The following is a 23,044-nucleotide window of genomic DNA, read 5'->3' on the forward strand; positions in this document are numbered from 1 at the left end:
TTGCTTTCCTCTATAACTCGGAATTACTTTCACTTTTAAAATTGGCAGACCGCATCAATAACTGATGAATGTCGAGAACAAATCCTAAATCACCGGAAGACAGCTTAATAATGCCCGAGAAGTGATTGGATTGTTTTAAAATGGGATCAAGTGGCTTAACCACAGTTTCGATTTCGCCTTGCAGTTGATCGGCAAGCAAAGCTATCGGCCCGTGCTGGCTAAATACGATAAGAGCCTCGTGTTCTTGGGTTCGGCTATTCAAATGAAGTTGTTTATCAATCCTGATTAAGGGAATATACTCGCCTCTCAGTAGCAAACAGTCTTGATCTTGAACCAGCGCATTGGAGAACTCATCTTTGCGGATACACTCAAGCACTTGATCCATTTGTACGATAAGGGTCGCGTCGCCCATCCTAAAGCTAAAGCCATTAAGAATTGCAGTCGTGAGTGGCAAGCGAATATCGAGAGTGGTACCTTGACCTTCTTTGGAGTCGATAATGACTTCACCGCCGATTTGATTGATATTTTTACGGACAACGTCCATACCAACTCCGCGGCCCGATAAATCAGTAACTTTTTCTGCCGTGGAAAGACCGGCATGGAATATTAGTTGAAAAATGGCGCGATCGGAGAGCTCATCAGTCGCTCTAACAAGGCCGCGACTCAATGCTTTTTCAAGAATTTTTTCTTTGTTTAAACCTTTGCCGTCATCGCGAACTTTTAAAGAGACGCCAGAACCTAGATACTGTGCAGAAATTGTAATTTTGCCTTTCTCGGGTTTACCCGCGGCGATTCTATCTTGAGGCGCTTCTATTCCATGGTCACAACTATTGCGAATAATATGAGTGAGCGGGTCTACGATTTTTTCAACCGTTACTCGATCAAGTTCGGTGTGTCCGCCGATAATATCCATTTCGATTTGCTTGCCAGTGGTTCGTGCCGCTTCTCTAACTACGCGATGAAAACGACTGAGGGTATTGCCGAGCGGAACCAGTCTCAAGGCAAGCGCAGTATCTCTCAAATCATTAAGGCCTTTAGTGAGCTCTTTGACAGCTTGTGCCATTTCTTCCCACGAGTTGTGTTCTAAAGCGGCATTGAGCTGGACTTTTTGAGAAATTAGCTCACCAACATCATCAACCAGTTGATCGAGCTTCAGTGAATTAACTTTAATGAGTTGACCAACCTCAGCTGGTTTTTTCTTCGCTGTTGTGGCGGATTGATTTGCTGGGGACTCAGTTACCGCATTTGGGATTGGTTGATTAGACGTTGGCTCGGAAAGCGCTGGGTTCTCATTTAATACGGCAGCATCACTGGCGATAATTTTGCCTTCGACACCGGCAGAGAAGCTTAGTAACTCTTCAACATCGTCTTCAGTAAACTTGGGTGATGCAGACACGGTGACGGCTAAATTTAACTGCAGTGGATTGAGTTTGCTAAATTCGGGTCCGAAATACTCCAACTCGATCGCACGAATCGTTTTCGATTCTTCAATTTCTTTTAAAAGCGGTTCCATTCTGAAACCAAAATTTAAGGCTTCTTTTTCGATCTCCATCAAGAGATCATTGGATTGGCCAGGTGCTTTTCCGTCATTTTCCGCACTGGATATAATCTTACCTTCGACGCCTGCAGAGAAACTCAGTAGCTCTTCAACGTCTTCTTCGGTAAACCCTGGTGACGCAGATACCGAGACTGACAAGTCCATTTCTAAAGGGTTGAAGTGCTCAAATTTTGGGCCTGAATAGTCGAGATGAATACTATTGATTGTTTTAGTATCTTCAATTTCTTTAAGCAGCGGTTCCATTCTAAACCCAAAATGGAGAGCTTCTTTTTCGATTTCCATTAACAAAGTATTAGCGTCATCGCTGACTGAGGTATTACTGACAGAGGTATCACTGCTTTGCGCGGTGTCAAAATCATTCGTCTGTGAACTAGCCGCCGTTTCGGTTTCGCTCGAGGTCGGGATAGCGCCACCATCGAGATAAGCTTGTAAAATATCAATGATCGGAGCGGCAGCAGCAATCGGCTCTACCGCACCAGTGTTTAACTGTTGCAAATACTGTTCGGTGAAATCTTTGGCATCGAAGAATGTGTCCAGAAGTTCATCGGTGATTTCTACAGTTCCTTTGCGAGCCAAGTCTAAAACCGATTCGGCGATATGCACCAGATCCACCAAAGGCTGTGCGTCAAACATGCCCGCGCCGCCTTTGATCGAGTGGATTGCTCGGAAACTCGTATTAATTAATTCATCATCGCGACTACCGTTTGACATCTCAACAAGAGAATCTTCAAATATTTGAAGGTTGTCTTCTGATTCAGAGATGAAAGCTGGTAGAAAGTCCGATAAATCCATTGAGAATGCTCGCTAGGCTAAGTATTTTTCTAAGCGATAAAGTTTTAAATATTCTGTTAATCCGTCTGATGGTTCGGCAAACGTAAATGACTTGCCCGTTTTTTCGAGCGCAAGCAGTAACTGCACGAATGAAATATCAAACTTTTCCACATCCTTGGCATTCATCACTAAAATCTCTTCTTCCATTAATTTGCTGATATTCGCGTGTATCGTTTCGATAGACTCGACGGTGCAATTTTTTGGCAGCTTCATACGGATCCCTGGGTTGTGCAAACCTATCAATCAAGCGTCGGGCGCTCTGGTTAGGTCGAATAGAGTAACTACTCGTTATTCAGTGTAGTACGGAAGTAGAGAATACGCAGAGTAAACTTTTACAAAATTTAGACACAGAACAGTTGCCCTAAGCCTATTTGGCCCGTACGCAGAAACATTAACCATTCCGTTAGATTCTTGTTTTACAAAGTTTCGATCCCTCAGCCGAATCGAAACTGGCTTTAAGTTAACTGCGTAATGACTAATCACAGGAGTTGTTATGAAATCAGAAGCGCAAATTTCGCGAATTATTGAAATGGCTTGGGAAGATCGCACCCCATTCGAAGCAATCGAGAAAAACTATGGACTCAATGAAGCGCAGGTTATCAAACTGATGCGTCGGGAGTTGCGCTTGAGTAGTTTTAAGCTTTGGCGCAAACGGGTCTCAGGTCGCAAGACTAAGCATGTTAACCTTCGGTCGCCTGCTGTGAGTCGGGGTTATTGCGCCACGCAGTACAAGCAGCGATAGGCAATGATCGAAAATGCGTAAATCTACTGCTTCAACTGCCACTCATTGGCAACAAATTCCCTCGGTGATTCAGAATGAACTCAGGAGCAGTCATGCGGGAGAACTCGGCGCTGTATGGATTTATCGTGGGATATTGCTGGCGAGTCAATTTAATCAGGTGCGCGCATTTGCTCGTCAGCATTTAGCGACAGAGAAAACCCATCTTGCGCTGTTTGAAGAGTCGATTCATCTTTATCGGGGAAGTTTATTGTTGCCGGTATGGATAGTCGCGGGTTTTCTTACTGGTTTTATACCGGCACTATTTGGCAGAAAGGCGGTTTTCAAAACCATAGAGACCGTCGAATCATTTGTCGAGAAACATTATCAACATCAGATTCAGTTGTTGAGCCAGTTTCCTCATCTGCGTGCTCTGCAGGGAATGTTGGAGTTTTGTCAGCAGGATGAGATTGCCCACAAGCAAGAAGCGAGTGAATTAGCCCAGGAGTCGTCAGGGCTGATATTAAGTACTTGGTGTTGGTTGGTGAGTCACGGCTCCAAGATTGCTGTGAGCATTGCTAAACGAGTCTAGTCGTAAAGTTTCTCTTAGAGCGATGATTGGGATTACTGAGGCTCGGCGATTAGCTTTCTGCGAAGGCCCTCTCGATTACATAGTCACCTTGTTCGCCTAAACGAGGGCTGATGTTAAATCCTCTTTGATTCAAGATAGTTTGCATGTCTTCAAGCAGCCCAGGACTACCACAAAGCATAAATCGATCAGTGTCTGGATTAAGCTCATCTAATTGAATATCTCGAACAAATTTGCCGGATTCAATCAGGTCGGTTACACGTCCTGTGTTTTTGAATTCTTCTCGCGTTACGCAAGGGTAGTAAATGAGCTTTTGCTTAACATTTTCACCAATGTAAGGATTGTCTGGAAGTTCATTCTCAATGAGTTCTCGATACGCTAATTCAGAAACATTTCGCACACCGTGAAAGAGAATGATATTGTCAAATTTGTCATAAATCTCGAGGTCAAAAATGATGCTCATAAACGGTGCTAAGCCAGTACCCGTGGCGATCAGGTATAAGTTTTTTCCAGGTTTGAGGTCATCAGCAACCAAGGTACCTGTGGGCTTACGACTGACGTAGATTTCATCACCAGGCTGGATATGTTGTAGACGAGAAGTTAGCTCCCCATTAGGAACTTTAATGCTTAAAAATTCCAAGTGTTCTTCATAATTTGAACTAGCGATACTGTAGGCGCGTAAAATCGGGCGTTTTTCGCCAGGCAAACCGAGTAAGACGAACTCGCCGTTTCTGAATCGTAAACTGGTGTCGCGGGTGGTTCTGAAACTGAATAACTTGTCATTCCAGTGATGAACACTAAGAACGCTTTCAAGGCCAATCTTTGCCATAAACTTCTAAATATCAATAAAGGTGAATCACTTAATGCGAAGGATTCTCATTTAAGTTAGCGCTGAAGTCAAGTGAAACTGCTGCGCTATAAGGCCTATCTTTGGGCTTAATAGCGCGGGTCTATGAAGGTCTGCTTAGCCGGAATTGATTAGTTACCCAAGGACACCAGATCCTCTCGGCTTTTTGGTTGGTAGTTATCAATCTGATCATAAAAACAAAAGGGTAACGAATTTTCTTTGGCGACGTACATGGCTTGATCGGCAAGTTCTAAGATTTCGGCATCGTCATCAGATTGGCTTATCCGGGCTTGATTAAAATTCGCTTTGTCCTTTAAATCATCAGGGTAGACACTGATGCCAATTGAAGCAGATAGATTAATTTCAAGATTCTCCGCTATCTGAATAGGTGGAGATAATCGCTTGAGAATTCTATTAGCAATGGATTCAAGCATGTAGCGAGCACTTACTCTCGGCATAAGAACAACGAACTCATCACCGCCGATCCTTGCTGCCGTATCTTCGGTTCGAACGGCACGTGCAATTCTTTCGGCGACTTCAACTAACAAGTTATCGCCGGCTCGGTGGCCATATTGATCGTTAATGGCTTTGAATTTATTCAAGTCGATAAATAGCAGGGCGACTTTTGAGTCGTGTCGTTTGCTCATTTCTAAAGACTGCTTCAAGTTGGCAGAAAAGTAATGTCGATTGGGTAGTTGAGTTAAAGCGTCGTAATTGGCCAGTTCGCTCAATGCTTGCTGTTGCTGTTTGAGCTCAGTCATGTCGGTCATAGCACTCACGTAGTGGGTGATGTTGTTGGCCTTGTCTTGGATCGCAGTAATCGTCTCCCAAACATAGAACAAGCCACCTTGGCGGTGCCGATAGCAAATCTCGCCTTGCCAAAAACCATCTTGATGGAGAACTTTCCAAATTCGATTGTAGAAAGATTCATCGTGTTCACCAGAGCGAAGTAAAAAAGGCTTACGACCAACGATTTCAGCCTCTTTGAATCCCGAAATACGACAAAAGGCAGGGTTGACTTGTAAGATTGTGTTGTCGGCATCGGTAACGACTATCCCGTTGCCGGCATGCTGGATAGCGATGCTAGAGAGATCGTTAGTCGGCTCATTTGTCGGGTGATCAATATCCATCACATAATTTTGTCTGCTTGCAGCACTGGTATTCATGACAACTCCCTTTGGTCTAGGTGTATTCAATTCGATTATTTTTGCTTAAAGACTGACTACTTGTTCACTATTGTTCGAAGTCTAAGTTTAGCGAGCAAATTTGCTGAAACCGCTGGTTGGGTCACAAAATAAGCAGAACAAATATCGGCCTAATTAATTTGGGAACTGGTTCCCATTAAGTTGAGATTTTTTATTCTATTGAGCTGCGGTTGGCTGAATGTCTGCGATTAGCGTTCCCGGTTTTATCGAAGAAATATCGAATGCATTTTTCCTAAAATGAATCCCAATAATGGGATTTTATTCGCAATGAATTTTCCCATAAATGGGAAGGTACGAGCGCTTTTTAATACTGAATAATGAAATTTTTAGTTAATTCAATAAGTTAAAAATCTGGCATGAGCTCTGCACTAGTAATAGTGAATTAATTTTTTCATGGAGCTATTCAATTGGATATCGCAAGAACTCCTCCAAAGACATCTAACATCAAACGCTATTTACTGATTGGCCTGGCGGTTTTATCGAGTGTTATTGCAATGCGTTATTTGTGGGTATTCGGTCAGGCTGATTTCGTTGCTAATTCTGATGCGATGGTATTTAGCGAAGTGAAGCGCGGAGACTTTAAAGTTTCCGTGAGAGGCAATGGGGTATTGGTCCCAGCAAATATTCAATGGTTATCGACCAACGTTGAAGCACGAGTCGAGCGGCTGGTTGTGAAGCCGGGCAAGATGGTTACCCAGGGAGAGCTTATTGTTGAATTAAGCAATCCGCAATTACTACAACAACTAGAAGAAACCATGTGGGAGCTTGAAGCGCTGGAAGCTGATGCACAAGCGCAACAAGTTGCCCAAGAATCGGCTTTGCTCGACCAAAAGTCAGCAATGTTAAACGCGCAGTTAGATTTTGAAAGTAGTCAACTTAAACAAAAAGCACAGGCGAAATTGTATCAGCAAAAGTCTGGCGCGGTTTCGCGGATCGATTATGAAAATACACTGATGGAAACAAAACAGCTAAAGCAGCGGTGGCAAATTCAGCAAGAACGCTACGCGAAGATGCAAGAAAACTTAGACGCCCAAAACAATGCTCGCCAAGCGCGATTAAATAAAATGAAAAAAACTTTAGAGCGGATCCAACATCAAGTTGATGGTCTCAATGTTCGCGCGACAATGAATAGTGTCGTCCAAGAAATTCCGCTTGAGCCAGGACAACAGGTTCCGGTGGGTAGTAACATCGCAAAACTGGCTCAATTGGATTCACTAATTGCGGAGCTTCAAGTTCCTGAATTGCAAATTCGCGATGTTGCCATTGGACAAAAAGTATTAATCGATACGCGTAATAGCCATATTGAAGGTTTTGTTTCGCGAGTTGATCCAGCAGTTATCAATGGCAATGTTCAAGTGGATGTGGAGTTTTCAATTAGTCTACCAGCGGAAGCACGACCTGATTTAACTGTTGACGGTGAAATTAGAGTCGCCGAGATAGCGAATACACTTCATGTTAGTCGCCCACTGTTTGCCCAAAGTGAGAGCCAAACGGGTGTTTACCGGCTTACTGATGATGGCCAGTTTGCTGAACGCGTCATCGTTAAATTAGGTAAAGGCTCGGTTAACCAAATCCAGATTATCGACGGTCTAACCGCGGGTGATCGCATTATTATTTCCGACTCGACTAGTTGGGAAACCTATCAAAGAATTCGTATTAACTAATTTTATACTTGAAGGACTTAATCATGAGTAATGAACTAATTGTGTTAAACCAAATACAGAAAATATTTTATACCGAAGAAGTAGAGACTCATGCGTTGAGTAACATCAGCTTAACAATAAAAGAAGGCGAGTATGTATCAATTTCTGGACCTTCCGGTTGTGGAAAATCAACACTTTTATCGCTCTTAGGGCTGCTGGATACTTCAACCGGTGGCGAATACAAGTTGGCGGGGCATGATGTCTCTAATATCTCTAAGGAAGAGAGGGCAAGGATTCGCAATAAGGAAATTGGTTTTATTTTTCAGTCTTTCAATTTGATTAGTGATTTGGATGTTGAAGAGAACGTCGAGTTGCCGCTTACTTACCGCAAAGATCTTTCTAAATCACAAAGACAGGAGATGGTAAAAGATGCATTACAAAAAGTTGATATGTCACATCGCGGTAAGCATTTTCCTTCTCAACTATCAGGTGGTCAGCAACAAAGAGTTGCCGTAGCAAGAGCAATTGCCGGTAATCCTTCAATCATTTTAGCGGATGAACCTACCGGCAACCTCGACTCAAAAAACGCACAAGCGGTTATGGCACTATTAGATAAATTACATTCGGAAGGCGCGACGATTTGTATGGTCACTCATGATCCTCGCTCGGCAGAGAGAGCAGAACGAAATATTGATGTGCTAGATGGACAAGTGATTGCCGATAAAAAAGTTTTACCGAATCACTCAGAAAGTACATCAATAACTGCTGAAGAAGCGGTTGCGGTTTAGGAGAAAAGTGATGCTCAATTTTCAAGATTTTAAATATGCCATACGCTTACTCTCCAAGCGGCCTGGGTTTACGGCTTTAACCATTTCAGTCATGGCTGTGGGGTTAGGGTTGAGTATTTATTTATTCTCTTTCTTAAATACGATGGCGTTTAAACCCCTTCCTTTTAAAGATGCGGAAAACCTTATCATTATGGATTCTAAAGTAAACGGCATGCTGTATAACGGCGGCTCTTTAGATTTACATGATTATCATGAAATTCGTACCAACTTAAAGGGAATTGCTGAGTTTAGTGCTGTCGATGAAACAAGTGCCAATGTTTCTGGTCGAGATGGTGCGCGCCGCTACAATGCTGCGCTTATGGAAACTAACATGTTTCAAATCACTCGTACTCAGCCATTGATGGGACGAAGTTTCACCGAAACTGAAAATCAAGTCGGTGCGGAAAACGTTGCGGTTATTGGGTATGACATGTGGCGTAATCATTTTGGTGGCGATCCTGAAGTACTCAGCCAAAGTGTTAGAGTGAACGGTGTCACCACGAAAATAATCGGCGTGATGCCAGAGGGATACTTTTTTCCGAGAAACGCAGAAATTTGGATGCCTGCACGGCAGGATGCGACTCAAATGCAGCGCGGAGAAGGCGGCAGTTATACTGGACTGGCCCACCTTGCTCCAGGAACAACCCTTGCAGACATCAACCGTCAACTCGAAGTGATTATGAAGCGGCTGGAGGAGCGTTATCCGAAAACGAACAATGGGCAAAGCGCCTATGCAACAACTTTTCCAATGTCGACAATGGGCAATGGTGGAAATGCTTTTTTAGCGGCGATGTATATCGTTGCAATTTTGTTGTTAATCTTAGCTTCGATTAATGTTGGAAATTTACTGCTCTCACGAGCAATAGAGCGCAGCAAGGAAACCGCCATCAGAGTAGCGCTTGGCGCGCCGCGTTCGCGACTTATTGGTCAGATGTTATGGGAGAGTATTATCATCTGCAGTGTTGGCGGTATTATCGGTTTGTTAGTCGCTGCCTGGGGGCTAGAAGTCACTGAATCGATTACAGCGACTTTTACTGATGACAAACCGTTTTTCTGGTGGAAGTTTGGTGTTGATAGCTTCACGATTAAAATTTTCTTTGTATTTGTGATAGGTACTATTTTAGTAACTGGTTTGCTTCCCGCTTGGAAAAATTCTGGCGCTGATTTCAACAGTGTATTACGTGACGGAACTCGCGGGGCGTTAGGTAAAAAGTCTGGTCGATTGAATAGACTTTTGGTCATGAGTGAAGTGTTTCTATCGTTAACCGTGTTAATTGCGGCGTCAGTGATGGTCGTTGGAACCTATATCGCGACCAACGCAGATTATGGTGCTGATACCGATGATGTTCTAACTGCGAGAGTTCGTTTAACACAAGCTCAGTATGATACGCCGGAAAAACGCGCTCAATTTGTGGAAGTTCTAGAGTCCCGTTTGCAAAATACGGTGGGAATTTCCAAGGTATCGATAAGTTCTGACTTACCGGGGGAGTATGCATGGCGACCGACAGTCGCTATTGAGGGCAAAGAATATGTTGATGAAAAATCTTTCCCCAGAGCGACGTATATTGCGACCTCGCACAATGCATTAAAAAATCTAGGTGTCGAATTACGTCAGGGAAGATATTTTGATTCCAGTGATAAAGGGTTGGACAAATCGACAGTGGTTGTCACTGAATCATTTGTCGAGCGACACTTTGATAGTGAATCACCGATCGGCAAACGAATTAGAATTGTTGAGGTAGATGGTGAGACACCGCGCTGGTTAACTATTGTCGGAGTGGTCGAGCACACCATTCAGGGGCAATCCTTTTCGCCTGTTCGCAGAGATCCCTCAGTATTTAGGCCGATTTCTCAAGCACCTCGATTGAACTTAATTGTCGCGATGAAACTGACCGCAGAACAAACGGTCGCGATCAGAAGTTTGCGTAAGACCTTAGAGTCGATAGATAGTGATTTACCGGCTTATTTAATTAAACCTTATCAAACCATGATCGACCGTAATACTGCCGGGATTGGCTTTGCCAGTAAAATATTCTTGATGTTTGCTATCGTCGCGGTAATTCTTGCTTCGAGTGGAATTTATGGGGTGATGTCTAATACCGTCGTCCAACGTACTCAGGAGATCGGTGTTAAACGAGCGCTGGGAGCCAGCGATGAAAAAGTGACTCGAGAATTTTTATGGAAGGGAGCAAAACAATTTATCTGGGGCGGTATACCTGGATTGCTCGCAGGCGGCGGTTTAGGTTTTATGTTGGGGCAATTAATGGCGACGGGAGTCGTTGCGTTGGGAAGCATTTCAATCGTTATTGTTGTGATCATCGGTAGCGTTGTTTTATTTGCGACCTATTTACCGACTAAGAAAGCGCTCCAATTAGAGCCAAGCGAAGCGCTTCGATATGAATAAGCCTCAAGTAACAATGTTTTATAAGAAGCTATATGGATTGCCTGAAAAGCGATCAAGCAGTTGTATTTATTAGTTTTGCTCTCTAAACTAAATCAAGCCGCGGTTGATGATCGCGGCCTATTTTTCGCCGCCTTTTCAGAACCAGAAACAGATGAATCACACTATCCTTATCGTCGACGATGATGTCGGAATTCTTTCAGCATTGCAGATGTTGCTGAAAACTCAAGGTTTCAAAGTTGTTAGTGCGGAGTCCCCAAAGGAGGCACTCGCAGCATTTAGTCGGCAAAGTTTTGATTTAATCGTTATGGATCTCAACTACTCGATGGACACGACTTCTGGGGATGAAGGGATACAACTGATTGAAAAGATCCGTCAATCTGACGATCTGGTGCCGATTGTTGTCATGACGGGTTGGGGAACTATCGAATTAGCTGTCAACACAATGCAAAAAGGCGCTAATGATTTTATTCAAAAGCCTTGGAAAAATGAGCGGCTGCTGGCGATTATCAACAATCAGCTTAAGCTTGCCACTAGCCAGAAACAGTCGCAAAAATTGTCCGCTCACAATCAAATCTTGCAAGCCGAAATTGATACTGCGGAAGATCTTATTGCGCAGTCATCAGCGATGCAACGAGTGATGCAAATTGTTAATCAAGTAGCTCAAAGCGATATCAATGTTTTGTTAACGGGTGAAAATGGTACCGGAAAGAGTTTACTTGCGCGTTATATTCACAGGATCTCTAAGCGAAAGGAAGCTCCACAAGTTTCGGTAAATATGGGCGCGGTTGCCGAGTCGTTATTTGAAAGTGAAATGTTCGGTCATGTTAAAGGCGCATTCACCGATGCAAAATCAACTCGTATTGGTCGGTTCGAACTTGCCGACAGCGGCACATTATTTTTGGATGAAATAGCGAATACGCCGGTTTCCCAACAAGGCAAACTATTAAGGGTATTAGAAGAGCGACAGTTTGAAAAAGTGGGGGCCAGTAGAACGCAAACAGTTGATGTAAGAATTATTAGTGCGACTAATGCCAATTTAAATGAGGCGGTTGAGCTAGGGCTTTTTAGAAAAGATTTGTTGTATCGATTAAACACGATTGAAATTGAAATTCCGCCGCTCCGTGAAAGGAAAGCAGATATTTTGCCTTTGGCTCAGAGGTTTCTTGCACAAGTTGCCGCAAAGTATGGCCAGTCACCAGCAACTATCGATGAAGCTGCAACACAAGCATTGCTTGATTATAATTGGCCCGGTAATGTGAGGGAGTTATCCCACGTACTAGAAAGAGCACATATATTATCAATCGATGACTTGATAGGCGTTAAAGCACTGGGATTAGTTGAATTACCAGCTGGGTCGAGTGAGCCTGACGACGAGGAAGTTGATTTGCGTCCGCTTGAGATGCTTGAGTCAGAAATTATTCGGACACGATTGGAGTACTTTGAGGGGAATGCAGTCGAAGCAGCAAAATCTTTGGGATTGAGCCGCAGCGCTTTTTATCGTAGATTGGAAAAATAATTTAACGAAAGCTACGTCTCCGACCCGCATGCGCAAAAAGCAATCCTTTGAAGCACAACTCACGCGACTCTCATTAATTGCTTCTATACCCACATTACTATTGCTATTGTGGGTTATGCTTTATGCGAACATTTCGATCTATTTAACACTTCTTGTCGGTTTTATCGGCAGTATTCTAGTAATTTATTGCAATTATCGTATTCACGAAAAATCTGCGTACCAGTTTCGTAGTCTGAGCAACCTACTTGAAGCAATGGTTCAAGGCGACTATAGCTTGAGGGCAAGAAGTAGTGTTACAAGTATTGGAAACGCAAGCGGTGGAAATGACACAGGTAACCGTATCAATAGCGCTCTCGATGACCTGGTTGAATCAATTAACCGTTTAGCGAAACGTTTAAGTGATCAGAAGTTAGCCTCAATCGAGAGTCAGCTCCTCTTGCAGACGGTTATCGATCATATTGATGTCGCGATTATTGCATTAGATAGCGATAATACTATTCGCTTAATAAATCCTGCGGCTCGAAAGCTTTTACAAATCGAACAAAGAGATTCGACGACGACGCTTGTTCAACAACTTCAGTCAGTTCAAAGTTTTTCCAGTGGACACAATCAAGTACTCGAATTGAGTTTTGGACAGCAGCAAGGAAAATTTAATGTTCATGTGGAAACCTACCGTGAAGGCGGTGAAGAACAAAAACTGTTATTTATCACGGATGTGAGTAGTCTTTTACGTCGTGAAGAGCGTAAAGCTTGGCAAAATCTGGTAAGGGTTATTAGTCACGAAATTAACAATTCGCTCACGCCGATCGCTTCCATCAGTCAAACCCTTTTGAGCGTTGTCGCTGCTGAGACGAGCCAGCAAAAAGGTCGTGCAGACTTATTGGATGGGTTAAAGCTGATTTCGCAAAGGGCGAATAATTTAAGTTCGTTCGTCAATAGCTATCGCCAAATTACCCGTTTGCCCGAACCAACTTTGACGCAAGTGGATTTTAAACAGTTGCTGCAAAAGGTTGTTGGGCTGTTTGATGATTCAAATATCACAATGCTCAGTGATGTTGAGGTCAGTTTTAAATGTGATAGTGTCCAGCTAGAGCAAGTTTTGATAAACCTGCTTAAGAATGCGACCGAGGCCATGGCTGAACAGTCACCGCTGGGAACAATTGCCGTTGATTGGCAGATTGACGCTGGGAACTTTCGCTTTCGCATTATGGATGAGGGCTGTGGTATCAAAAATCCCGAGAACCTATTTGTACCCTTTTATACAACCAAGAAGTCAGGTACGGGTATTGGTTTGGTGCTTTGTCGGCAGATAATCGAGGCGCATGGTGGGAGTTTGAATCTTAACAACCGTGAAGATGGTCTGGGGAGTCAAGCGGTGATTGAAATCCCCATTAGGCACTGATATATTGCCCCCAATTCTGTTAGTCAGTAGTCATTATCAAGGCAAGGAGGTCGAGATAATTTCAAATTGCGGCTATTCTAATACTCAATATTGAATTTATTGGTTTATCTGGCTCATGAAGATTTAGCTAGACTTTGAGCGCATAAAGCAGCATGCATGAAATAAACTCGGACTCACCATCCGCCAAATACACACAAAGCGAGTTTGAAAAGGTATTAAAAAACCTTTTGCATTCGACCGCAGGGCGTCTTGAGGAAGACTTTTTGCAAGGTATTGCCAAGGAACTCTCGGCGAGCCTGGGCTTAGATGCCGTTTTGATTACCGAGGCAAACCCTGAAGGCTCAGCGCTGGTGTCGACTGTGGTTGTATACTCTGGTGATGAAGTCCACGAAAACTTTGATATCCATGCACCACAAACCTTAATCGAGCGAGTTCTCGAAAATCAGATAGTCGTTGTTAAAAAAGATCTACCGATAGCATTCCCCGAGGATAATGTCTTAATCGAATCAGGCGCGCAAGCTTGTATCGCTTTACCATTAAAAGACTCCAATGAACGCGTGATTGGCGCGCTTATCGCCTTGAGCTTGAAGTCATTTGAGAATACTGACCTGACTTCCAGTGTCTTGCAGCTGTTTGCATTTCGCATTGCCTCAGAGCTGGAAAGGCAGCGTATTAATGCCATTCTGCGCAATGAAGTTGTTATCAATCAAACTCAGCTAGACTCTGTTCCTGCTTTAATGTTTATGGTCGACATGAAAGGTAAGTTTTTGCGTTGGAACCAGTATTTTGTCAGCAAATTCGGTTATTCCCTTGAACAAATGGAGCGAGAGAGTTTGTTTATGGTTGTCCACAAAACAGACCATAAGCGCATAGAGCTCGAACTGAAAGCTATCCTCGAAGAGGGGTTTGGATCGGTCTTTCTCAATGGCGTCACCATCGAAGGCGAGTTAGTTCCAATGTTGGCGACCGCAGAGTCTACCGTTTACAAGGGTGAAAAAGTTATTGTTGGTGTTGCTTTAGATATGACCGAGCAACAAAGTGTTGAACGTAACCTTTTACGCTCTCAGGGGCGGCTTGCTCGCAAGAATTCACAATTGAGTTTAATCAACGCTTTAGTTGAAAAGCTTCATGCGAGTCATAGCGTCAAACATATCGCCGAAGAAGTCGTTGCGCTGTTGCACACTATTCAAATCAGCTCATCAATTGGCTTCTCTGTACTCGATGAATCAGGACAGAACTTGGTCGTCACCGCTAGCTCTAATATCAGTGACAATTTTATCAAAGCCCGCGGCACATTTCCGCTCAAAGAATCTGGTTCGCCAACAAGTCTTGCGGTTGCATCTCAGCGGCTGGAACTGTTTCCTGATGTTTGTAATGACTCGAGAATAGACCAAGCTATCAGGGATATTTTTGCGAAAGAAGGCATTTGGGGCTTGGTTGTATTGCCGCTTATTTATAAACAAGAGATTCTTGGTAGTATTTCGATCGGCTACAAGCCTGATGCCCACTTGCCTCCAGATGAACTTGAGTTTTATCAAACGATTTGCAGTAGCATCGCGTTGGCACTTTCAAACGCGAAACAGTACCAACGACTTGAAAGTCTGGCGACGAAGGATAACCTGACACAACTTCCCAATCGTAACGCCTTTAATCAAGATTGTCCTGCAGCGTTGGAACGGATCAAGTTAAGCGACCGTCATGTTGGGGTTGTGTTAGTGGATTTAGATCGGTTCAAAGAAATCAATGATACGCTCGATCATCAAATTGGCGACAAATTATTAAAGTTGATTGGCCCGAGACTGTCAGCTGTTATAAAAGATCCAGACTCACAAATTTATCGGCTAGGTGGAGATGAGTTTTTGTTGCTGATTGGGAATAAAGCTGATGCCCAGCAAGTCGTTAATATTGCTCAAAAGGTTGAGCAACTGATAGCTCAACCCTTTGTTGTCGATGGCCTCAACCTGGAGATTTCATCAAGTATCGGTGTGGCAACTACCCATGGTGCAGCTCAGTCATCGAGCGAGATGCTACGGTGTGCTGAATTAGCGATGTATCGTGCTAAAAGCGACGGCGGGGGCACTGTTCTTTATTCACCTGAGTTAGATGCCAATACCAATCAACGGTTTGTAATCATGGCTGAAATGGCTGAGGCTATCCGCAACGATGATCTAGTATTGCACTTTCAACCCAAGTTTGACTTACGTACTAACCAGATTATCGGTAGCGAAGCATTAGTTCGCTGGCAGCATAAACGCTATGGCTTGCTGCCACCGGCGAAATTTATTCCACAAGTTGAATTAACGCAACTGATTAATCCGTTAACTTTTTGGGTGATGAAAACAGCGATGATTCAGCTTCAATCTTGGAAAAAACAAGGGATTAGCGTCACTATGGCGATCAACTTGTCCACCCGAAATCTAACTGACGAAGGATTTATTGAACAAGTTGATCGATTGATGGAACAGTATCATATTGAGCCGAATGAGCTTGAATTTGAAGTGACGGAAACCGCGTTAATGAATAACCTAGAACAAGCTAAACAACAACTAAGCAAGTTTAGTGAACGAGGCATTCAATGTGCTTTGGATGATTATGGCACGGGCTATTCTTCGCTGACCTATATTAAAAAGTTACCGCTTGATACCTTAAAAATCGATCGCTCCTTTATCTCACAAATGCTTGAGGATAAGGATGATCATATTATTGCAAAGTCGACAATTAATTTGGCTCATAGCCTTGGATTACAAGTGATTGCCGAGGGTGTCGAAGATGAAAAAACGCTTCAAGCTCTGGCTGATCAAGGATGTGATTTTATTCAAGGCTATCACATCAGCGAGCCGATAGATGGCGAGAGTTTCTCTAAGCTTTACTGGCAACGTCAGGGTTAGTATATTATCGGTTGGATACAAGGACTAAGTTCTCAGCATTGAGAACTTAGTCCTAGCTAGTGATTATCTTATTCTGGTTTGAAATGAATTTCGCCAGTGCCGGGTAGCCGCTCAACCAGCTTGTTGTCTACTAATTTAGATGGCGTAAAAGCACCGCCTTCAATCTCATTGGCTAATAGATGTTCGGCGACTGCTACAGCACCTAAGTAGGTCAGCTCATAGCCATTTGCCGTCTCAAAATGTCCCGTGACCCAAGCGCCTTTATCGTTGCGTACCTCACCCCAAACATAGGTCTTTAATTTTTCCCGCTGCTGTTCGTTTGGTCCGCGCGATTTACCTGCCTGCTTTTTCAAAAAGTTTTGTACCAGTTTGGTGCCAAGTAACCATTTAAACGCATTTAATCGTTTAATTTTTTTGGCGCCTTTGGGAGAGATTGGAATATAAACCTCGATATTTGGAATACCGGTTGAGTAATAGGCGGTAGAAACATCGCCCCAAGGAATTGTCATGGCATTTTTTTCGCCGTTACCAAAATCAATCGTTTTAGTCTTAAATGCGAGCGGCACTTGAATAATTTTTCCGTTCTCACGAATTTTTCCGCCTTGGGCTAAGCCTTCGACAGAGGTTTTCGCGGTGCCCGGACTCATACTACTTCCCGAGTCAAAGCCAAGTTTCAAATGTGTTGCGTCGGGTAATTTGTCTTTTAATTGGCTAGCAAGACAATCTGTTGGAATTACGTCAAAACCCACCCCAGGACAAATAACAACGCCTGCTTCTTTGGCTTGCGCGTCATAAGACTGCCCCAATTCAAACACCACTATCTCTCCGGTTATATCGGTGTAGTGAGTTTTGCTCTTGATACAAGCTTCCATCATCGGTTTAGCTGTCGCAGAAAAAGGGCCTGCACAGTGAATCACAACGGCGATATCATTCAGGTTGTTGGCTACTTGCTCGACTGAGTCCAAATCAAACACTCTAGCAGGTAGTCCCTTTTCTTCTGCAATTTGTTTGACCTGTTCCTTATTACGGCCGGCAACGATGGGTTTGAGTCCTTTTTCGAGTGCATGGTCAACGATTAGTCTGCCAGTATAACCGTTGGCGCCATATATCATGATGAGTTTATCTTGTGAATGCATAAGCTTTATTCTTCTGTTGTGGTTTTTTTATCTCGATAGCCAGGTAGTTGTGTGTCTTCCCAATAAGACCTAATGAGCGAACAACTAAGCTCTGGTCAGGCCTGTTGGCATTAAGAATAACATAATCCGTTAAATTTAATATCCCTTAACTTAGCCAAATCTTGCGTGTATCACCGCTGAACAAGTTTTTGCGGTAATTCAACAGGGAAGCGGGATACCGCGGGTTACTGCTGGGTCGCCAACTGTAGGGGTTATTATCGGCGACGAAACTGTGAAAATAAACTAAACTCCCAAGGGCGCATAGCACCCACAATGCCACAGCCAATTCGCTCACTAAAAGGCAAACTCGCATCTTGCTGGGCAAGTTCGTTAAACTCTGCGATAAGCTTTTCGATTTTTGTATGCATTTGTAATATAGTGGCACGCGAAACCAGTGCGCCACCAAATTGCATGCAATCGTCTGCTTTCGCAAACTTGGACTGAAAAAATTCGGCTCTAATTTGTTCGTTAAATAGTTTTTCAATCGCACCATGCTTGCGCCAGCGAAAGTTCCGCGACGTGAGTAGTTTGACTCGATTGCCGGGGAGTAGATCGATGAATTTGATACGGTCAAGGTGAGCTAACAGCTGAATGCCTTCATGTTCACTAATGTCGTAATGGGCCTTGATCGCATCGAAATCCATCTCATTAAGTAGCATGTATGCGACAAATAATAGTTTGGGTTGTTTGACAAATTCGGCTTCCTGCTCCTCGGTAAGTTCGCTGATTTCATCCTGCTTTTTTTCTGCGATTTTGCTTAGGTCGGTTATTTCCATATTCATCATCGCGCAGATTTGATCGAGTCGCTGTAAGGAAATATTTTCTTCTGAAAAAATTCGTTTAACACTCGCTTCGCTTAAATCTAGCCGTTTAGCGACCTGAGCATAAGTAATGCCCTTTTGTTTCAAGCAGCCCTTGAGAGCTTGAAGGATCAAGGTAGTTTGTGCCATAAACTTTGTCTTCCCAGAATGTGTGAAAGTCAGTGCTAATGTATAGAAGCAGGCATCAGCTTTGTTTTGAAGATTATAAGCGCAAAAGTTACCAAAAGAGAATGCTTTGAGTGAGCTCTCTCAAATGAGAGAAAAACGACAATCGGAAATCACCACCTTGGCAACAGTCACGCTGCGCTTTGACATTATCGAGATATCTGCCTACAGTGGAGGGCTAATTATAAGCAGTACCCCGAATCAATGAATTTATTAGTCATTTATAATCCTCATGCCGCTAGCGGAAAAGCGCGAAAATTACTTCCTCATATCCTGTCATATATCAAACAAGCCGGCCTAAATGCTACCTTGTTAACCACCGAATACTCGGGTCATGCGGTGGAGTTGGTGAGCCACAAAAATCTGAATGAATTTGATGCTGTGGTTGCGTCTGGTGGCGATGGAACACTGTTTGAAGTACTGAACGGTTATCAAAAAAATCCAGCCAAAGACAAACCACCTTTGGGTTTAATTCCCAATGGTACTGGCAATGCCTTTATGAAAGAGTTGCGGCTGCATCGGGCCGATTGGCGGAAAGCGATCGATATCATCGCGCGTAATCAAACGAGAAGTATTGATATCGGCCGCTTTGAAACAGAGGGAAATAGCTATCATTTTATTAATATCGTTGGTATGGGGTTTGTTTCCGATGTTGCTGAGTCCGCTGTTTCGTTCAAATGGATGGGTAATGCCGCTTATACAGTCGCGACGTTGAGAAATTTAGTTAAACTCCAATCTCAGAAAATGATCATTGAAGTCGATGGTAAAAAATTTGAGCGGCAAGGCGTTTTCGTCGAAGTCGCTAATTCAACCTACACCGGGACGACTTTTTTAATGGCGCCGAAAGCAAAACTCGATGATGGGCTGCTTGATGTGATTATTCTCAACGATATAACCAAGTTCAGAATGCTCAAGCTTTTCAGAAGTATTTATGATGGATCTCATATCCATTACGACGAAGTCGAGTACCTTCAAGCAAAGTCAATTAAGATTATTGAAGAAAAACCGGGACAACTCATCCCAGATGGTGAGGTATTAGGCAAAACGCCGGTTGCGTTTGAGTGTTTACCCAACGCGATAGAGTTTCTCTGGGATCCCGATTTACTCTAAAAATACGCAATGTTTTAAACAGGATGATTATCAGTGGGATACTGATAAATAGTGAACTGTTAAATCAATCTAAGACCAAAACCCTATTTGCAATTTTAAGGTAGAGATCGTAAATTGAGCGAGAAATTGATCCAGGTAGTAGGGCCATCGGTTGCTGTTTTATCGGGATAGACAAGAATAAAAAGCATCATAATTACAAAGGCCTTCGGGTAAATCTGCTGTGCGAAATATGATTCGACAACTCGGTTGTCGAAAATGATACTCGTCGAAAAGTAGATTTGCAGAAATCACTGGGCCTATCATAAGCAAGCAGTTTTTAGGTCCTTATTCGTAGGGCACAACCATGCAAATTGGGATTATCAAAGAAACCACAGTCAATGAAGCGCGAGTGGCGGCTTCACCTTCGAGTGTAAAACAACTCGTTAAGCTAAATTTCGAGGTACTTGTCGAGTCAGGTGCGGGCAGTTTGGCGAGCTTTTCTGATGCGATGTATGAAGAAGCGGGTGCTGAAATTAGTAACGCTCAAGCGGTAATGCAAGCGGATTTAATTTTTAAAGTTAACCCACCAACTGAGCCTGAGCTTGATTCTATAAAGTCCGGCGCGACCCTAATCAGCTTTTTCTACCCCGCACAAAACGAAGCGCTATTGAAAAAAGTCGCTGAGAAAAATATCAACTTACTTGCCATGGATATGGTTCCGCGAATATCGCGAGCGCAGTCCATGGATGCGTTGAGCTCAATGGCGAATATCGCAGGGTATCGGGCAGTAGTTGAGGCGTCCCATCAATTTGGCAGCTTCTTCACTGGACAGATCACCGCTGCCGGAAAGGTACCCCCTGCGAAAGTTATGATAATCGGCGCTGGTGTTGCCGGGCTTGCTGCTCTTGGGACTGCAGGGAGTTTAGGGGCAATTGTTAGAGCCTTCGACACGCGTCCCGAGGTAAAAGAGCAAATTGAGAGTATGGGCGCTGAGTTCCTTGAGCTTGATTTTGAAGAAGAGGAAGAAGCGGGTAGTGGCGATGGTTACGCCAAGGTGATGAGTAAAGCATTCATAGAAGCCGAGATGGCTTTGTTTGCTGAACAGGCAAAAGAAGTCGATATTATTATCACCACAGCGATGATTCCAGGAAAGCCTGCGCCAAAGTTGATCACAGCGGAAATGGTGCGCTCGATGAAACGCGGCAGCGTTATCGTTGATCTGGCCGCTCTTGGAGGCGGCAACTGTGAATTAACTGAGAAGGATAAATCGGTTGAAGTTGACGGTGTAACCATTATCGGATACAGCGATATGCCTTCTCGGTTACCGACTCAAGCGAGCCAACTTTTTTCAAATAATATTTTAAATTTAGTTAAATTACTGTGCCCCGAGAAAAATGGTGAAATCGCCCTAAATTTCGATGATGAAATTATTCGAAACGTGACGGTGACCAAAGCCGGTGAGGTAACCTGGCCACCCCCCCCAGTAAAAGTGAGTGCCGCACCGCCGCCAAAAGTTGCAGAACCGCCCAAGGTCGAAAAGGTTGAAAAAAAGTCATCGGGTATGGGCAAACATATCATGTTGCTTTTAGGTGGCTTGTTCTTCGGTTGGTTGTCGATGGTTGCGCCGGCAGATTTCATGCAACACTTCACTATTTTTGTTCTCGCCTGCATTATCGGTTATTACGTTGTTTGGAATGTTTCTCACTCCTTGCATACGCCTCTGATGAGCGTGACCAATGCCATCAGTGGAATTATTGTTGTTGGGGCTTTATTACAAATATCGAGTAGTAACCAAGTCGTTATGTGGATCTCGATATTTGCTGTCTTAATCGCCTTTATCAATGTTGTTGGCGGGTTCGTTGTGACCAAGCGGATGTTAAAAATGTTTAGGAAGGAGGACTAGGCGATGAGTGAAGTAACAGTAAAAGCTGCAGATCTAGTTCAAAAAACAGCGGAGTCTAGCAGTATGTTTGAAGGCGATATGGCACTGATCAACGGCGCTTATTTTGTCGCTGCGGTACTATTTATATTCAGTCTTGCGGGTTTGAGCAAACAAGAGTCTGCTGAGCATGGCAACTGGTATGGCATTATCGGTATGACGATTGCGCTGGTCGCAACGATTTTAAATCCATCAGTGACTAATCTTGAATACATCATTGTGGCGATGGTGATAGGTGGCGCCATTGGCGCTCGGTTCGCGTTGAAAGTAGAAATGACTCAAATGCCTGAACTTGTGGCAATGCTTCATAGTTTTGTCGGCTTAGCTGCGGTTGCGGTTGGATTTAACAGCTTTCTTGATCACGCAGCGATGTCCGGAATGATGCTCAATATTCATTTAGTCGAGGTGTTTCTCGGTGTGTTCATTGGTGCCGTGACATTTACTGGCTCTGTTGTTGCTTTTGGCAAACTTCGCGGAATCATCAGTAGCTCACCATTAATGTTACCGCACAGACATAAAATGAATTTGCTTGCGGGGATCGTCAGCTTTTCCCTAATGGTATATTTCGTCCAGCAAGAAGGACATATGATTGCTTTGATGATCATGACCGTAATCGCCTTAGTCTTTGGCTGGCATTTAGTTGCTTCAATTGGCGGTGCTGACATGCCTGTGGTCGTCTCAATGCTTAATTCCTATTCGGGGTGGGCCGCTGCCGCCGCTGGATTTATGTTAGGGAATGATCTGTTAATTGTTACGGGTGCATTGGTGGGCTCTTCAGGCGCCATCTTAAGTTATATCATGTGCCGAGCAATGAATCGTTCTTTTATCAGCGTGATCGCCGGTGGTTTTGGCACCGAAGTGACCATTAGTACTGACCAAGAATACGGAGAATATATCGAAACCAATGCTGAGGATGTTGCTGATATGCTAACTAATGCCAAGTCGGTAATCATCACTCCCGGTTATGGAATGGCGGTAGCCCATGCTCAGTACCCGGTTTATGAAATTACCAAGACACTTCGCGATCGTGGAGTTGAGGTTCGCTTTGGCATCCACCCTGTCGCGGGACGTCTACCGGGTCATATGAATGTATTGCTCGCAGAAGCGAAAGTGCCCTATGATATCGTGTTGGAAATGGATGAAATAAACGATGATTTTCCAGAGACCGATGTTGTTTTAGTCATCGGTGCCAACGACACAGTAAACCCGTCTGCGGCTGAAGATCCTAATAGTCCGATTGCGGGAATGCCGGTGTTGGAAGTATGGAACGCCAAACAAGTGATTGTCTTTAAGCGCTCAATGAATCCCGGATATGCAGGTGTGCAAAACCCGCTATTCTTTAAAGAGAATACCAATATGCTTTTTGGCGATGCGCGCGAGAGTGTTGAAAATATCGCTAAGGCTCTCTAAGGGGGGCACTTGTTTCA

Annotated in this window: 17 protein-coding genes; 11 read left to right on the forward strand and 6 right to left on the reverse strand. The window is 43.7% G+C overall.

The genetic code is table 11. The features are described from left to right. Positions 1-10: 10 nt before the first annotated feature. Together FLL45_RS18970 and FLL45_RS18975 are read right to left on the reverse strand one after the other, a co-directional pair. Positions 11-2,350: a chemotaxis protein CheA gene (locus FLL45_RS18970; RefSeq protein WP_142943631.1), complete on the reverse strand. Its 2,340-nt coding sequence runs from the start codon at positions 2,348-2,350 to the stop codon at positions 11-13. 12 nt (positions 2,351-2,362) lie between these two features. Next, positions 2,363-2,602 carry an STAS domain-containing protein gene (locus FLL45_RS18975; protein WP_142943632.1) on the reverse strand — a complete coding sequence of 80 codons (240 nt, stop codon included), beginning with the start codon at positions 2,600-2,602 and terminating at the stop codon, positions 2,363-2,365. A 280-nt stretch (positions 2,603-2,882) separates the two neighbouring features. Between FLL45_RS18975 and FLL45_RS18980 the strand changes: the two genes are divergently transcribed. Beyond that, positions 2,883-3,131, forward strand: coding sequence for a TIGR03643 family protein (locus FLL45_RS18980; RefSeq protein ID WP_142943633.1), 249 nt, complete (start codon positions 2,883-2,885; stop codon positions 3,129-3,131). A 13-nt stretch (positions 3,132-3,144) separates the two neighbouring features. Next, the gene (locus FLL45_RS18985; protein WP_142943634.1) at positions 3,145-3,699 is read left to right on the forward strand and encodes a demethoxyubiquinone hydroxylase family protein; all 555 of its coding nucleotides are present in this window, start codon (positions 3,145-3,147) and stop codon (positions 3,697-3,699) included. A 49-nt stretch (positions 3,700-3,748) separates the two neighbouring features. On the opposite strand, the gene FLL45_RS18990 is transcribed toward FLL45_RS18985, so the two are convergent. Together FLL45_RS18990 and FLL45_RS18995 are read right to left on the reverse strand one after the other, a co-directional pair. Continuing rightward, on the reverse strand, positions 3,749-4,525 hold the full coding sequence (locus FLL45_RS18990) for a ferredoxin--NADP reductase (RefSeq protein WP_142943635.1): 777 nt from the start codon (positions 4,523-4,525) through the stop codon (positions 3,749-3,751). A gap of 149 nt (positions 4,526-4,674) precedes the next feature. After that, positions 4,675-5,709 (reverse strand): sensor domain-containing diguanylate cyclase, encoded by a 1,035-nt coding sequence (locus tag FLL45_RS18995; RefSeq protein ID WP_142943636.1) that lies wholly within the window; start codon positions 5,707-5,709, stop codon positions 4,675-4,677. A 446-nt stretch (positions 5,710-6,155) separates the two neighbouring features. On the opposite strand from FLL45_RS18995, the gene FLL45_RS19000 reads away from it, so the two are divergent. The 6 genes from FLL45_RS19000 to FLL45_RS19025 all read left to right on the forward strand — a co-directional run bounded on the left by FLL45_RS19000 (position 6,156) and on the right by FLL45_RS19025 (position 16,428). Further along, positions 6,156-7,412, forward strand: coding sequence for an efflux RND transporter periplasmic adaptor subunit (locus FLL45_RS19000; protein ID WP_142943637.1), 1,257 nt, complete (start codon positions 6,156-6,158; stop codon positions 7,410-7,412). A 23-nt stretch (positions 7,413-7,435) separates the two neighbouring features. Then, positions 7,436-8,179, forward strand: a complete 744-nt coding sequence (locus tag FLL45_RS19005) for an ABC transporter ATP-binding protein (protein ID WP_142943638.1) — start codon at positions 7,436-7,438, stop codon at positions 8,177-8,179. 10 nt (positions 8,180-8,189) lie between these two features. Continuing rightward, the gene (locus FLL45_RS19010; RefSeq protein WP_142943639.1) at positions 8,190-10,622 is read left to right on the forward strand and encodes an ADOP family duplicated permease; all 2,433 of its coding nucleotides are present in this window, start codon (positions 8,190-8,192) and stop codon (positions 10,620-10,622) included. A gap of 151 nt (positions 10,623-10,773) precedes the next feature. Continuing rightward, positions 10,774-12,138: a sigma-54-dependent transcriptional regulator gene (locus tag FLL45_RS19015; RefSeq protein ID WP_142943640.1), complete on the forward strand. Its 1,365-nt coding sequence runs from the start codon at positions 10,774-10,776 to the stop codon at positions 12,136-12,138. A gap of 28 nt (positions 12,139-12,166) precedes the next feature. Beyond that, positions 12,167-13,540 carry a sensor histidine kinase gene (locus FLL45_RS19020; RefSeq protein ID WP_142943641.1) on the forward strand — a complete coding sequence of 458 codons (1,374 nt, stop codon included), beginning with the start codon at positions 12,167-12,169 and terminating at the stop codon, positions 13,538-13,540. 152 nt (positions 13,541-13,692) lie between these two features. Continuing rightward, a complete protein-coding gene (locus FLL45_RS19025) occupies positions 13,693-16,428 on the forward strand; it encodes an EAL domain-containing protein (RefSeq protein ID WP_142943642.1) in 2,736 nt (911 codons plus the stop codon). Between the two features lie 68 nt (positions 16,429-16,496). On the opposite strand, the gene FLL45_RS19030 is transcribed toward FLL45_RS19025, so the two are convergent. Both FLL45_RS19030 and FLL45_RS19035 read right to left on the reverse strand, forming a co-directional pair. After that, positions 16,497-17,564 (reverse strand): saccharopine dehydrogenase family protein, encoded by a 1,068-nt coding sequence (locus tag FLL45_RS19030; protein ID WP_142943643.1) that lies wholly within the window; start codon positions 17,562-17,564, stop codon positions 16,497-16,499. 254 nt (positions 17,565-17,818) lie between these two features. Continuing rightward, positions 17,819-18,553 carry a helix-turn-helix domain-containing protein gene (locus FLL45_RS19035; RefSeq protein WP_142943644.1) on the reverse strand — a complete coding sequence of 245 codons (735 nt, stop codon included), beginning with the start codon at positions 18,551-18,553 and terminating at the stop codon, positions 17,819-17,821. Positions 18,554-18,793: 240 nt separating this feature from the next. On the opposite strand from FLL45_RS19035, the gene FLL45_RS19040 reads away from it, so the two are divergent. The 3 genes from FLL45_RS19040 (at position 18,794) to pntB (ending at position 23,027) form a co-directional block, all read left to right on the forward strand. Continuing rightward, positions 18,794-19,699, forward strand: a complete 906-nt coding sequence (locus tag FLL45_RS19040; RefSeq protein WP_142943645.1) for a diacylglycerol/lipid kinase family protein — start codon at positions 18,794-18,796, stop codon at positions 19,697-19,699. A gap of 343 nt (positions 19,700-20,042) precedes the next feature. After that, positions 20,043-21,581 carry a Re/Si-specific NAD(P)(+) transhydrogenase subunit alpha gene (locus FLL45_RS19045; RefSeq protein ID WP_142943646.1) on the forward strand — a complete coding sequence of 513 codons (1,539 nt, stop codon included), beginning with the start codon at positions 20,043-20,045 and terminating at the stop codon, positions 21,579-21,581. Between the two features lie 78 nt (positions 21,582-21,659). Continuing rightward, positions 21,660-23,027, forward strand: coding sequence for a Re/Si-specific NAD(P)(+) transhydrogenase subunit beta (gene pntB, locus FLL45_RS19050; protein WP_425456690.1), 1,368 nt, complete (start codon positions 21,660-21,662; stop codon positions 23,025-23,027). The last annotated feature ends 17 nt before the right edge of the window (positions 23,028-23,044 follow it).

It is taken from the genome of Aliikangiella marina (assembly GCF_007004765.1).
GTDB lineage: Bacteria > Pseudomonadota > Gammaproteobacteria > Enterobacterales > Kangiellaceae > Aliikangiella > Aliikangiella marina.

Bases quoted from the DNA above. Each gene is read 5' to 3' on its own strand.
- FLL45_RS19035 (WP_142943644.1), bottom strand. From the start codon at position 18,553: ATGGCACAAACTACCTTGATCCTTCAAGCTCTCAAGGGCTGCTTGAAA.
- FLL45_RS18980 (WP_142943633.1), top strand. From the start codon at position 2,883: ATGAAATCAGAAGCGCAAATTTCGCGAATTATTGAAATGGCTTGGGAA.
- FLL45_RS18975 (WP_142943632.1), bottom strand. From the start codon at position 2,602: ATGAAGCTGCCAAAAAATTGCACCGTCGAGTCTATCGAAACGATACAC.
- FLL45_RS18990 (WP_142943635.1), bottom strand. From the start codon at position 4,525: ATGGCAAAGATTGGCCTTGAAAGCGTTCTTAGTGTTCATCACTGGAAT.
- FLL45_RS19010 (WP_142943639.1), top strand. From the start codon at position 8,190: ATGCTCAATTTTCAAGATTTTAAATATGCCATACGCTTACTCTCCAAG.
- pntB (WP_425456690.1), top strand. From the start codon at position 21,660: ATGGCACTGATCAACGGCGCTTATTTTGTCGCTGCGGTACTATTTATA.
- FLL45_RS19045 (WP_142943646.1), top strand. From the start codon at position 20,043: ATGCAAATTGGGATTATCAAAGAAACCACAGTCAATGAAGCGCGAGTG.
- FLL45_RS19005 (WP_142943638.1), top strand. From the start codon at position 7,436: ATGAGTAATGAACTAATTGTGTTAAACCAAATACAGAAAATATTTTAT.
- FLL45_RS18970 (WP_142943631.1), bottom strand. From the start codon at position 2,350: ATGGATTTATCGGACTTTCTACCAGCTTTCATCTCTGAATCAGAAGAC.
- FLL45_RS19025 (WP_142943642.1), top strand. From the start codon at position 13,693: ATGCATGAAATAAACTCGGACTCACCATCCGCCAAATACACACAAAGC.
- FLL45_RS18995 (WP_142943636.1), bottom strand. From the start codon at position 5,709: ATGAATACCAGTGCTGCAAGCAGACAAAATTATGTGATGGATATTGAT.
- FLL45_RS19015 (WP_142943640.1), top strand. From the start codon at position 10,774: ATGAATCACACTATCCTTATCGTCGACGATGATGTCGGAATTCTTTCA.
- FLL45_RS19030 (WP_142943643.1), bottom strand. From the start codon at position 17,564: ATGCATTCACAAGATAAACTCATCATGATATATGGCGCCAACGGTTAT.
- FLL45_RS19020 (WP_142943641.1), top strand. From the start codon at position 12,167: ATGCGCAAAAAGCAATCCTTTGAAGCACAACTCACGCGACTCTCATTA.
- FLL45_RS19040 (WP_142943645.1), top strand. From the start codon at position 18,794: ATGAATTTATTAGTCATTTATAATCCTCATGCCGCTAGCGGAAAAGCG.
- FLL45_RS18985 (WP_142943634.1), top strand. From the start codon at position 3,145: ATGCGTAAATCTACTGCTTCAACTGCCACTCATTGGCAACAAATTCCC.